The organism is Alkalicoccus urumqiensis (genome assembly GCF_002993335.1).
GTDB lineage: Bacteria > Bacillota > Bacilli > Bacillales > Salisediminibacteriaceae > Alkalicoccus > Alkalicoccus urumqiensis.
On record NZ_PVNS01000008.1, the window covers coordinates 95712 to 108263 of the forward strand.

At 51.3% G+C, this 12552-nt stretch carries 11 protein-coding genes and 1 other annotated feature; of the genes, 6 read left to right on the top strand and 5 right to left on the bottom strand.

Going from position 1 to position 12552, the window contains the following annotated elements; all coding sequences use genetic code 11:
* Window positions 1-122 precede the first annotated feature (122 nt).
* Window positions 123-3422 (bottom strand): transglycosylase domain-containing protein, encoded by a 3300-nt coding sequence (locus C6I21_RS09625; RefSeq protein WP_105959255.1) that lies wholly within the window; start codon window positions 3420-3422, stop codon window positions 123-125.
* Window positions 3423-3568: 146 nt separating this feature from the next.
* Window positions 3569-3782 (top strand) — a binding site (T-box leader).
* Window positions 3783-3884: 102 nt separating this feature from the next.
* On the opposite strand from C6I21_RS09625, the gene tyrS reads away from it, so the two are divergent.
* Window positions 3885-5162, top strand: coding sequence for a tyrosine--tRNA ligase (gene tyrS, locus C6I21_RS09630; RefSeq protein ID WP_105959342.1), 1278 nt, complete (start codon window positions 3885-3887; stop codon window positions 5160-5162).
* A gap of 53 nt (window positions 5163-5215) precedes the next feature.
* Here tyrS and C6I21_RS09635 read toward each other — a convergent pair whose 3' ends face one another.
* The 3 genes from C6I21_RS09635 to C6I21_RS09645 form a co-directional block, all read right to left on the bottom strand.
* Window positions 5216-5500 (bottom strand): hypothetical protein, encoded by a 285-nt coding sequence (locus tag C6I21_RS09635; RefSeq protein ID WP_105959256.1) that lies wholly within the window; start codon window positions 5498-5500, stop codon window positions 5216-5218.
* 81 nt (window positions 5501-5581) lie between these two features.
* Complete coding sequence (locus tag C6I21_RS09640; protein WP_105959257.1) at window positions 5582-6775, bottom strand: GNAT family N-acetyltransferase; 1194 nt, start codon at window positions 6773-6775, stop codon at window positions 5582-5584.
* Window positions 6772-8208 carry a cryptochrome/photolyase family protein gene (locus C6I21_RS09645; protein WP_181186201.1) on the bottom strand — a complete coding sequence of 479 codons (1437 nt, stop codon included), beginning with the start codon at window positions 8206-8208 and terminating at the stop codon, window positions 6772-6774. The genes C6I21_RS09640 and C6I21_RS09645 overlap by 4 nt, the downstream gene beginning before the upstream one ends.
* A gap of 119 nt (window positions 8209-8327) precedes the next feature.
* Here C6I21_RS09645 and C6I21_RS09650 point away from each other — a divergent pair, with 119 nt between their 5' ends.
* Both C6I21_RS09650 and C6I21_RS09655 read left to right on the top strand, forming a co-directional pair.
* Window positions 8328-9647: a lysine N(6)-hydroxylase/L-ornithine N(5)-oxygenase family protein gene (locus C6I21_RS09650; RefSeq protein WP_105959259.1), complete on the top strand. Its 1320-nt coding sequence runs from the start codon at window positions 8328-8330 to the stop codon at window positions 9645-9647.
* Window positions 9644-10624, top strand: a complete 981-nt coding sequence (locus tag C6I21_RS09655) for an LLM class flavin-dependent oxidoreductase (protein ID WP_342587721.1) — start codon at window positions 9644-9646, stop codon at window positions 10622-10624. Before C6I21_RS09650 ends, C6I21_RS09655 begins: the two co-directional genes overlap by 4 nt.
* Here the strand turns inward: C6I21_RS09655 and C6I21_RS09660 are convergent.
* The gene (locus C6I21_RS09660) at window positions 10621-10896 is read right to left on the bottom strand and encodes an acylphosphatase (protein WP_105959261.1); all 276 of its coding nucleotides are present in this window, start codon (window positions 10894-10896) and stop codon (window positions 10621-10623) included. The genes C6I21_RS09655 and C6I21_RS09660 overlap by 4 nt on opposite strands.
* Window positions 10897-11003: 107 nt before the next feature.
* On the opposite strand from C6I21_RS09660, the gene C6I21_RS09665 reads away from it, so the two are divergent.
* The 3 genes from C6I21_RS09665 to C6I21_RS09675 all read left to right on the top strand — a co-directional run bounded on the left by C6I21_RS09665 (window position 11004) and on the right by C6I21_RS09675 (window position 12501).
* The gene (locus C6I21_RS09665; RefSeq protein ID WP_105959262.1) at window positions 11004-11726 is read left to right on the top strand and encodes a lysophospholipid acyltransferase family protein; all 723 of its coding nucleotides are present in this window, start codon (window positions 11004-11006) and stop codon (window positions 11724-11726) included.
* Window positions 11719-12075, top strand: a complete 357-nt coding sequence (locus C6I21_RS09670; protein WP_105959263.1) for a YidH family protein — start codon at window positions 11719-11721, stop codon at window positions 12073-12075. The genes C6I21_RS09665 and C6I21_RS09670 overlap by 8 nt, the downstream gene beginning before the upstream one ends.
* A gap of 90 nt (window positions 12076-12165) precedes the next feature.
* The gene (locus tag C6I21_RS09675; protein WP_105959264.1) at window positions 12166-12501 is read left to right on the top strand and encodes an SCP2 sterol-binding domain-containing protein; all 336 of its coding nucleotides are present in this window, start codon (window positions 12166-12168) and stop codon (window positions 12499-12501) included.
* Window positions 12502-12552: the final 51 nt, after the last annotated feature.

Sequence of the window (12552 nt, forward strand, 5' to 3'; positions counted from 1 at the left end):
AACCGCTTCCTATTGATTGCAGGGAAGTTTTTGACAGGTTTCATGAAAGAACTGATTTACGAGGTAAAAGAAAAAGACAGGCAGGAAGCGCGGAAGCTTCATCTGGCCTGTCTCAAATCTATTTATTCCTCATTCTCTGTGTTGTTATTTCCGGCAGCATCTGCGTTTCCATCATTGGCACCGGAGTTACCGCCGCCGTTACTGCCACTATTGTTGGCACCGGAGTTACCGCCGCTGTTGCTGCCGCCATTGTTGGCACCGGAGTTACCGCCGCTGTTGCTGCCGCCATTGTTGGCACCGGAGTTACCGCCGCTGTTGCTGCCGCCATTGTTGGCACCGGAGTTACCGCCGCTGTTACTGCCGCCATTGTTGGCACCGGAGCTGCTGCCGTTGTTACTGCCGCCATTGTTGGCACCGGAGCTGCTGCCGTCGTTACTGCCGCCATTGTTGGCACCGGAGTTACCGCCGCTGTTGCTGCCGCTATTGTTAGCACCGGAGCTGCCGCCGCCGTTGCCGCCTCCAGCGGAGCTGTCCGTATTGGAGCTCCCACCGGTACTGCCGCTGCCGGAGGCGGATCCCGCTCCGCTGCCACTGCTGCCTGAAGAAGAGCCGCTGTCTGAACTGGATCCTCCGCTGGAAGAGCTGCCGGAACTGCTTCCCGGGCTGCCGATAGTGACAGTGCTGCTCGGACTGGATTCACGGCCTGCTACATCTACAGCTGTTACGTAATAATAGCCGGTTCCTGCAGAAGCGCGGTAGTCCTGATCCCAGCGTACGCTGTCCACCAGGCTGTAACTGCCTCCGCTTGTCGCAGAACGGTAGACACGGTAACCGACAACATCGCCTTCAGGGTGAGCTCCCCAGCCCATGGAAGAGGAGCCGCCGAATACCGAAGGAGGAGCACCCGGTGTCCGGCCGTTATCCGGAGCCGTATCTTCAGTGTTGACGAGGTTATCCCAGTCATCCGGGATGTATTCAGAAATATCTCCGTCCTCATCAAAATCAAAATATTCTTCTTTTACGGACACGCCTGAGCGTGTAAATTCAGACGGAGTAGAAGACAATGCTTCGTAATTGCTTCCATTCACCCGTACATACTGGACCCGTTCCAGACTGTCATCCGATTCTGTCGGCACATATTCTGCGTTGAACAGGTCGGTTGTAACAAGTCCTGCTTCTCGGCATAAGTCAGAAGGAAGCATACCGGAAATTCCGCATACGCTCTGCTCGACGATGCCGTCCGGCCGGGCGAAACCTTCTTCCGGAGCCATAAATTGCGGATCGACGGAATGGGCTGCATTGGCAAGGTCCGCCCAGAGACTCTGCGTCCGGGGACCGTAACCGAGCCCGTTCCACTGCTGTTCGATTTCTAAGTTGAATGCATCATATCCGACCCAGATACCCTGAGTGAAATTAGGGTTGACGCCGACAAACCAGGAGTCTTTAATTTCGTTTGTTGTACCCGTTTTCCCGGCAAGGTCTGTGGAGAAATTCAGTCTGTCCGGAAGGCTTCCGGCTGTACCAAGCCCTGGTGTCAGTACATCGCGCATGACATCAATCATCAGGTAATTTGTCTGCGGAGACAAAATCTCTGTTTCTACTTCTGTGTCTGTCTCATAAATAACGTCGCCTTCGCTGGTTTCGATCCGGTCGATAATAAATGCTTCTTTACGGCTTCCGTTATTTCCAAATGTCGTGTACGCGCTTGTATTGGCTTCCACGGTCATCCCCAGTGTTCCAAGCGGGCTCCCGGGGTAAGGAAACGACGCATCATCATCGGGGAAGTAGCGTTCAAAGCCATAGTTGATCAGTGCCTGACGCGCCGTGTCATGGTCTACATCCTCAAATTCTCTCACAGCAGGAACGTTTCGGGAGAGCGCAAGCGCTTCGCGGGCCGTAATCATGCCGCGGTAGCTGCGGTCAAAGTTATTGACCTCCTCTCCATCATCACCGGGATATGAATATGGAGTGTCCGGAGTAATGAATCCTGGCTGGAGCACACCGGTTTCAAATCCGACTGCAAATGTCAGAAGCGGCTTCATCGTGGAGCCGGAGGAGCGTTGAAATCCACTTGCGTAAGAAAGGGACATCGCATGGTTGTTCTGGTTCTCTTCGAAGTCCCGGCCGGCAACAAAACTGATGACGGCCCCGGTCCGGTTGTCCATCAGCACAGAGCCGACTTCTTCCTGGTAGTTAATTTCGACGATTTCCCCTTCGTCGTTTTCATCTGCGACGGTTTTATCCGGTCCGAAGTTTTCGAAATTCCTTACTGCTTCCTGCTGCGCATCATAGATATCTTTGTTAATCGTCGTATGAATGCGGTAGCCGTTCCGCTGGAGTTCCTGTTCTGCCTGTTCCCGGTAGCGGTTCAGCATCAAGAGCCGGTAGTCCGGATCTTCCATTTCATCCGGATTGACGCCGTCCTGGGCCATGAGATGCTCTGCTACACGGTCCCGTGCCCGGTTCTCAACGGTGCTCAGAATAAAAGGGTAGTCCTCATAGGAAGACGATTCAGCCTGGGCGAAATCCGCAGTGATATCATAATTGAGCGCATTTTCAAACTCCTGCTCGGTGATGTATCCGTGGCGGTGCATCCGGTCCAGTACTGTTTCCATCCGGTTTAAGCCGGCTTCTAAGGATTCTTTCTGCTCGCCGTTTCCGTTGAATGGGGTGTAGGCGAACGGGCTCTGCGGAAGGCCTGCAATAAACGCGGCCTGCGGAATCGTAAGCTCAGCTGCATCAACGTCAAATATCCCCTGCGCAGCTGCCTGGACGCCCGCAATCTGCTGTCCTGAGGCGTTACGCCCGAACGGAACGATATTTAAATAGGCCTCGAGTATATCTTCTTTCTCAAAAAAGTGTTCCAGCCGCATAGCGAGAAGAATTTCTGTCGCTTTCCGGTCATGGGTTACTTCACTGGACAGCACTTGGTTTTTCACAAGCTGCTGTGTCAATGTACTGCCTCCGGTCTGCGTGGCCGCATTGGAGAAATCCTGCATGACAGCGCGCATCAGCGCTTTAGGAACGATGCCTTCATGTTCAAAGAAGTACTCATCTTCTGTTGCGATAACAGCATCGATTACGTTCTGTGAGACTTCCTCCAGAGGGATTTCTCTGCGTTCCAGCGGCGAAGGCATGTCGCCCAGGTACACTTCATCAGCGAAATATATTTCCGTCGATTCTTCATAGTCATAAACGGCCGCTTCCAGTTCTTCGGCTCCCCGTACGGGTTCATCCTGTACGAGAGAAGCAAAATAACCAGCTGCGGTCCCCCCTGCAAAAGCAGCTCCGATCAGTCCAAAAACAACAAGAATCAATAATAAATTCCAAAACACAGCGGACGTTATGCGGATGCTTTTTGCAGCGGCATTGGTTCCACGGCCGCCAAACAGCCTGGACCAGCGGTTACGGTCGTCACTCACCCGGACCCCTCCTAATTAAAATTACACAATATCACTACATATTATATCACAGCAGAGCCCAGTGAAATAGGTACCGGGAAGGAAATGAAAGAAAGAGGCAGTTGACATGGTAAAAGCAGATGTGATAAAACTAATTTCATGAATAAGTAAGTACGTTGAAGAAGCAGAAGTAGCTTATTGTCTCCCTGTTCCCAGAGAGCTGACGCGGGTGGAAGTCAGCACACAGGCAGAAGCGAATTACGGTTTCGGAGGAACTCTGCAGAAATGCAGAGCGGCAGCTGTACGTTATGCAGCAGAAGAAGCGGGCGCATCGTATGTGCCCGCAGCCGAGGGTGGTACCGCGTGACGAACGCCCCTCGCCGGAATATTTCCGGCGGGGGGCGTTTTTTGTTTTCGCGCAGTGAAACCGGCCGCGTAAAAGCGTACGAAAAGGATAAACAACGAATTGAAGGAGGATATAACATGACGTTAATGGAAGATTTACAACAGCGCGGCCTGATCAATCAGGCGACAGATGAAAAGGGCTTAAAGGAGCTGCTGGAAAAGGAACAGGTTAAGCTATACTGCGGATTTGATCCGACCGGTGACAGTCTTCACATCGGCCACCTGATCACGATTATTACGCTCCGCAGGTTTCAGCTGGCCGGCCATCAGCCGTTCCCGCTAGTAGGAGGCGCTACCGGGCTGATCGGGGATCCGAGTGGAAAGAATGCTGAGCGGACGTTAAACGAGCAGAGCGTCGTGGAAGGATTCAGCGATAAAATCCGCTCCCAGCTGGAAAAACATCTGGACTTTACAGGTGAGAATAAAGCTGTACTCATGAATAATTACGACTGGATCGGGCAGATGACGGTCGTTGATTTTCTGAGGGATACCGGTAAGCACTTCAGTGTGAACTACATGCTTGCCAAGGAATCGGTTGAGGCACGTATTCAATCAGGGATATCTTTCACTGAATTCAGCTACCAGATTCTGCAGTCTCTTGATTTTCACCACCTTTACAAGGAGCATGGTGTCAAGCTTCAGATCGGAGGAAGCGATCAGTGGGGCAATATTACTGCAGGACTCGAGCTCATCCGCCGGATGCACGGAGCAGACGAAGAAGAGCGGGAGCCTGCATTCGGTTTCACCATTCCGTTAGTGACAAAAGCGGATGGACAGAAGTTTGGTAAAACAGAAGGCGGCGCTGTCTGGCTGGATCCGGAAAAGACGAGTCCGTACGAATTTTACCAGTTCCTTCTGAATACCGATGACCAGGACGTGATCAAGTTTTTGAAATTTTTCACGTTTGTGGAGCTTGCGGAGATTGAAGAGCTGGAAGATGAAGTCAAAGAACGCCCGCATGAGCGAGCAGCCCAGCGGCGTCTCGCTGAAGAGCTGACCCGCTTTGTGCACGGAGAAGAAGCTCTTCAGCAGGCGCAGAATATTTCTGCGGCACTGTTTGGAAAAGGGGAGCTGACGGAATTGACAGCTTCTGAAATTGAACAAGGATTTAAAGACGTACCTGGTGTGACTCTCTCTGTAGAGGAGATTCCGCTCGTGGACCTCTTAATTGAGACTGGAGCGGCACCATCGAAGCGCCAGGCCCGGGAAGATATTCAAAACGGTGCAGTATACCTGAACGGCGGACGCTGTCAGGAGCTTGATAAGTCAGTAGGGAAAACAGAGAAAATTGAAGACACGTTTACAATCCTCCGCCGTGGGAAAAAGAAATTTTTCCTGATCCGCTGGGCAGGATAATCAGCGGTAATGAAAAGGTGCGCTTCCCCCGTCATGGAGGAGCGCACCTTTTCTTATTTCTTCGGCTCATCTTTCTCGTTGAACAAAAAGTGATTCATTTTCATGATCAGCCGGAAGAACAGGGGCATCCCGACCCAGACGACGAGCAGCATGAGACTGCCGTATACAAGCCCGTACAGCATCCCGCCCTGGACAAAGTAGCTTATTAAAAACAGCGGAGACAGCAGGATGGGAATAAAAAAGACCACCGCCGTCACCCAGTAGTACAGGCGGAGCTGACTGTTTTCGGGAATTTCCCCGTAGAGTACCGTAAATACGCGTTTTATCATTGCTTTCACATCAACGCCTCTTTCTAAACGCAGCAGAAGCTGCAGGATCTTCTTCCGTCCTACTCCCGGAAGTCAAAGAAGCATGTCCGGTTAAAAGAAATCATACAGAAATGGAACAGCTGCCGGAAGGGCTTTATCGAGTTTCTGAATGCTCTCTTCATCACCGGTGATCAAACCTTCTTTCCATAATAGTAACGGAGAAGTGTCCCCCATGACAATGGAAGAAAGTGCTTTAATATCGAGATGGATGCCGTTTTTCGGGAGCTGTCTTGCGATCGTCTCCGATTCTCCCTCTGCAGGGAAAAAGCGGACACGCGGCTCTTCCGAGGGGTCCCGGGAAACGATATAGGTGCCTTCATTCTCTTTAAGAAGCGGATCCTGCAGATGCAGAACAACAGCTTCATTTAGTTCCAGCCGCAGCGGCAGCTGATTCAGCATATTTTCGACGTGGACGATACGGGCCATAAAATAGGAGTGAATCGTCCGCTTAACTTTTGGATCCGGCAGCAGCCGGTTAAATCCGGTATGGGCAGATGTGTTAATTTTTACCTTGTCTACCATGGAGTCATGGTTGTGTATAAATGTAAACAATCCCCGCCGGGCATCGTCATCCAGCCAGACAATCTCGTGAACGTTCATCTCCCGTTCTTTGATGGAATAAAGCAGGTAGCCAAACGGCACTCCCTGGCGTTCGTAAACGATCGTCCGGCCTTTTTTGCGCCGGTGAACCGATTTCATCCACCACTCTCTGTCCCGGTCCAGCATTCCTTGAAAGCGGGCAGCATAGTCGCGGTAAACCGGTCCGGTGATAGAAGGATCCGGCTCGATACTCCGGCATGTGCCGGTGTGCGGTTCCGCTTTTGGAAGCTGATGGCGCTCCAGTGTCAGTCTCTCTGCGTCGGTAAACAATTCATAGCCGTAATTGCGGTAAAAGGGAACGGAGAAAGGATACAGGAGGGAAAAAAGCCGTCCTTTCTGATACTCTTCCTCCAGTGAGTGAAGCAGCAGCTTCGATACGATCCCCTTTCTCCGCTGTTCAGGCCACGTGGCTACGCCGGAGACGCCGGAAGCCGGAACGGATTTTCCGTAAAAAAAGATGTGGAGCGGGAGGATCGTTACTTTGGAGAGAAGTTCTCCACCTTCTTCCGCCACCCACGTTTCGAAAGGTTTCATATCCGCTTTCCGCTCGCGGCGCTCTTCTTCGCTCAGCTCATACTGAAATGCAAACTCCGACAGGCGGATGGCGGCATCCACTTCAGCCGGACGGAGCTTTCGAATAATCATTGGTCTTTCGCCTCCTCAAACATAGCAATGGCTCTTTTCCGCTCTTCTTTGTGATCAACGACCGGTTCGGGGTAATCCGAACCGATGATACAGCCGGCTTCTTTCTGCACGCTTTCCGGCATCTTGTGGGGCTCCTGAATATATTTATCCGGCACGTGTTTCAGTTCCGGGAGAAACTGGCGGATGAATGTTCCTTCCGGGTCGAACCGCTCTCCCTGTCTGACAGGGCTGAACACACGAAAGTAAGGCACTGCATCTGTGCCGACCGAAGCGGCCCACTGCCAGCCCCCAATATTGGAAGAGGGGGTGTAGTCAATTAATTTATGACCAAAATACGCCTCGCCTTTCTGCCAGTCGATCTGCAGATCTTTCGTCAGAAAGGAAGCCGTGATCATCCGGAGACGGTTGTGCATCCAGCCGATCTGATTCAGCTGACGCATGCCGGCATCCACAATAGGAAAGCCGGTGCGTCCTTCTTTCCAGGCAGAGAAGTGCTCGTTGTTCTCACTCCAGGGCAGATTTCGGTACTGCTCCTGAAACTCATCCTTCTCTGCTTCCGGAAAATAGTGAAGAATGGCTGCGTAAAAATCCCGCCAGGCAAGTTCTTTAATGAACGTTTCTGCTCCGCTGCCGGAGGTCGTTTCCATCTGCGAAGCAGCAGCTTCATACACTTTCCTTACAGAGAGACTGCCGGTGCGCAGATAAGGGGAGATACGCGTCGTTCCCGCTCTGGACGGCAGGTCCCGCGTATCCTGATACCCGGGAACAATTTTTTTCATCGTATATTCCAGCCGCTCGAGCGCTGCTTTTTCTCCAAGGCGCTCCCACGAGCGTGTACAGCTGTTGACGACGCGGTCAAATGCCTCTTCACTTTCCTGATCGAGAGCTTTTTTCCGGGTGCATCGTTTTTTCAATACATCCATATCCACATGACGAAGCTCCGGCTTCGCTTCCTTCATCCATTTCCGCGAAAACGGCGTATACACTTTGTAGGGATCACCGTTATCTTTTTCCACGGTGCCCGGCTCATGAATATAATTTCCGGGAACCGAGTAAAAGGGAACGGAGTGATCTGTTAAAAAAGAAGCAGCTTTTTCATCCCGTTTCCGCGCAAAAGAAGTCACTTCCGGCGTACAGAAAACAGCGTTGATTTCTCCGGCCCGTTCAAGAAGTGTGGAGAAAGCATCCTCTACCTCGCCGCTGAGCATATGAATCTTTACATTTTCGGACTCAGCATCTTTTTGAAACGACGCTGCCGTCTGGAAAAAATAATCGTTGCTTATGTCTGTATTATCTGTAAAATATGGGTGCAGATGAAACATAAGCAGCAGGTCCGTATCATGCGTCTCCGCGTATTCTACAGCCTCTGCCAGTGCAGGGTGGTCATGAAAACGAAGATCATTTCGGAACCAAAGGACAGTTGTTGCGGTCATAGCGGCCACCTCCATGATTACCGATACCCCGGGAAGTAGAAAAACTAACACAGCTGAGCAGGAAAAATCGTGCCGCTGTCCACATTCTGTATAATAGGAAAAAGAGGAGCAGTGATACGATGAAAGAAGAGAGAATTTATGACATTATCGGTGTCGGGATCGGCCCTGCCAACCTTGGTATGGCGGCCCTTCTCCATCATCAGAAAGATATACAGGCCGTTTTTTTCGATGAGAGTCCCGAATTTCAATGGCATCCGGGCATGCTGATCGAGGGAGCGGATCTGCAGGTTCCTTTCCTCGCAGATCTGGTAACACTTGCGGATCCGACCAATCCGTTTACGTTTTTGAATTACCTGCGTGAGCATGACCGGATTCACGCCTTTTTCTTTTTTAACCGGTTTGACATTCCACGAAGAGAATACAATGATTATGCTTCCTGGGCTGCACAGAGTATGGAAGAGTGCCATTTTGGCATGCGGGTCATCAATGTTGTCCATCACGAGAAAAAAGACTGCTATGAAGTCCTTGTTGAAGACCAGGAAACGAAAGCAGAGACTTCCTGGTTCGCCCGGCATATTGTAACAGGGACCGGCATGAAACCACTGATCCCATCGTCTCTCGAGGGACATCCTTCCGATGATGTGTTTCATACGAGTCAGTACATGTTCCGCAGAGATTCACTGAAACAGACAGAAACAGTATTTATCGCAGGATCCGGCCAGTCTGCAGCGGAGGTATTTCTGGATCAGCTGCAGCGGCAGGAAAACGGAGCGCCGCACCTCGCCTGGTATACGCGCTCGCCCGGGTTTTTCCAACTGGAAGCCGGCAAGCTGGGCCAGGAGGTATTTTCTCCGGATTACGTCGATTACTTTCATCAGCTTCCGCTCTCAAAAAGGCTGGAGGAACTGCCGAACCTTGGACAGCTCCGTAACGGTGTAGAGCAGTCGACGCTGCACCAGATTTACGATCTTCTCTATCATCTCTCTGTCGGCCGGGGCAGACCGGATGTCACTATTCAGGCAAATACAGAGATCGAAAAAATCACTCCGGCAGAGACAGGATACGATGTCCACTGCAGGCAGCAGCAGTCGGAGCATGTATTCACGGTCCGCGCAGACAAAGTCGTTCTCGGCACCGGCTATCAGCCGGACCTTCCGCCGTGGTATGAGAAGCTGCTCGAACAAGTGGAGTGGGAAGACGAATCGTATCCGAAAATCGGCCGGAATTTTAATCTTCAATTTGCCGATAAGCGGAACGCGGATGTCTTTACGCTTACGGACGTCGTTCATTCCCATGGGGCCGGTGCTACTAACCTGGCGCTCTCTGTTCACCGGAATACATTAATTATTAATGAAATTGCCGGCAGAGAAATATACCCGGAGAAAGAGCATACCGTCTTCCAGCAGTTTTCTCCGGACATGAATGAGGGATCCTCATGAAGCTGAGTATTCTGGATCAAAGTCCGGTACGGGCGGGAGGAAATGCGGAAACTGCTTTTCAGGAAACGATTCACCTGGCACAGAAAGCAGAGGAGTGGGGGTACCACCGGTTCTGGGTCTCGGAGCATCATGACACCCGCTCACTTGCAGGAAGCAGTCCGGAGGTTCTTCTCGGAAGTCTTGGGGCACATACGCAAAAAATCCGCCTCGGTACCGGCGGGCTGCTTCTGCCGCACTACAGCCCCTATAAAGCGGCGGAAATTTTCCACGTACTTGAAGCACTGTATCCGGGCAGGGTGGATGCAGGTATCGGCAGAGCTCCGGGAGGAATGCCGAGAGCATCTCTGGCGCTCAGTGAAGGCAGACCGAGAAATGCTTCCCGGTTTCCCTCCCAGGTGGACGATCTGCTTCGGTACATGCGCTTTGAGACGATACCGGAGCACGTCTACGGCGAAGCAGAAGCTCTTCCTTTTACCAGCGCTGTTCCCCCTGTCTGGCTTCTCGGAACGAGTAAAGAGAGTGCTGCCCACGCTGCAGAAAAAGGGCTCTCCTATATGTATGCCCATTTCATACATCCGGATGCCGGCATGGAAGCAGTAAAAGCGTACCGCGGGCAAACTCATCAGGTAGAGTCATCATTCAGCGCGGCGGTCTTTGTGCTCTGTCTTGATACGGAAGAGGAAGCCCAGTACGAGGCCAGAAGCCTTGATTTCGGCCTGCTGGAGGCGGAAAAGGGAAACCGGGGAGCCGGTATACGGCCTCCGGATTATTATGACAACGAACGGCCGGGCGTGTATGAGCAGGAGCGCATCCGTGATAACAGACGGCGGATGATCGTAGGAAATCCGGAATCTGTACGCAGGCAGCTGGAAGCTTTTGCAGAGAAATACGGAACAGATGAAATAATGATTGTGACATCCGTTTATGATCCGGAGAAGCGTTTCCGCTCTTTTGAGCTGACGGCCTCACTGTTCTAATCGTGGCGGATACGAAAAGAAGATTCTTTCTCTTTTTCCTCCACGGCGACGGGAATCAGTTCATCGACCTGTGCCGGATAGCGCGCCTGACGGATCGAGCGGATAAAGGAATGGAGCTGCTCTTCTGATCCCTGGGCTTCCATACGCACTGTTCCGTCTGATTCATTTCTCACCCAGCCGGTAAGGTCCTGATGAGCGGCTTCTGTCTGGGCAAAGAAGCGGAATCCCACACCCTGGACACGGCCGGTGACGGTAATATCATAACGTGGCATAAATTGTTCCTCCTTTTTGAGTTTCACTTATGTATGGATATTCCCGCAGCCGCCGGCCGTCACACTAAAAAATAGAAAGAAGATATAGATTAAAGGAGAAGGTAGATGTGATACGGACAATTGGATGGTTTGTTTACTTTTTCGGCTATCTGGCCGCTGTCAGCCCCCACTTACGAAAAGCAAAGAAGCTGGAAAGGGAGAATGCGCCGGAGCTGGAGGAATATATGCGGAAAATTTCTTCCGTGTGGGCCTCGCGGCTCCTGCAGAAAGCGGGAGCTGAAATTCATGCCCGTGGCGCAGAAGAACTGCCAGAAGGCCCTGTTTTGTTTGCGGCGAATCATCAGGGGAATTTCGATATTCCTCTTATTCTTGCGACATCAGGCAGAAAAACAGGATTTATTTCGAAAAAAGAAGTCCGTAAGCTTCCTCTGATTGGCGCCTGGATGGATCTGCTTTCCTGCGTATTTATTGACCGAAAAGACCGCAGACAGTCTCTTCAGGCAATGAAAGAAGGGGCGGAAGTGCTGAAGAGAGGCAGCAGCCTCGTCGTATTTCCGGAAGGAACAAGAAGCCGCGGTGGTCACATGGGAGAGTTTAAGCAGGGAAGTTTTATGCTTGCAAAACACGTTCCTGTTATTCCAGTCCTCATTGAAAACACATACACATTGATGGAGCAGAACAACGGGAAAATAACCCCCGGCAGCGTGTCGATTACGTACGGAGAACCGATTAAAGACCACCTTGAACAGCCGATGAAACCGAAGCAGCTGTCAGAGCTTGTAGAGAAGCGTCTCCGGAATATGCAAGAGGAGGCGGCAGATTATGCATAAACAGGAAGCAGCCTATATTCAACAGCATCTCGCCAATGAACGCACCTACCTTGCGTGGGTGCGCACGGCGCTTGCAATGAAAGGGATCGGCTTCTTAGTAGCAGCGCTGGAGTATGCCGTGCAGAGTGGCGAAGCCTCTGTGCGTCTTCCGGCGGTGGTCATCAGTGCCGGCGCCTTCAGTGCCGGTATGGTCGTTCTGCTGATCGGAACGATTCTTTATTTCCGCAACCGGAGATCGATCAATGCGTCCTCTTATCAATCGGCTGCGGCGAGCATACTGATCAGCACCGTTCTGATAACGATTCTTCTCGTATCGGTCTTTTTCTACACATGGACACTTTCGCTTTAAGAAGCAGTGGAACAGAAAGACAGATATACAAATTTGGCAGGGTGAAGTATAATGAATGAATCACCATTCATTGTTTAGGAGGAACTGCAGATGACAATTGAAGAAACGCTCCGCCAGTTTACTATGCGTATGGAAGCTGATCCCGAACCGATCCGTACGCTCCAGTACACGTATGAATTTATTATTTCCGATGATCCCGATGGGGTGTACCAGCTCGACATTAATCAGGGCAGTGCCACGTATTATAAAGAACGGAAAAAAGAGCCGGATCTGTCACTGGAGATGGATCAGAAGCATTTTGAGAAACTGGCGGATGGAGACCTGAATGCAGCGATGGCTTATATGACCGGAAAGCTTAAAGTGCACGGGGAAGTAAGGCATGCATTAAAATTTCAGGAACTCATCAAAAAATACCGCTCCAGCTGAAGCGGTATTTCCCTTATTTTTTGACTGCCTGCCGGCATTTGGTATACTGGC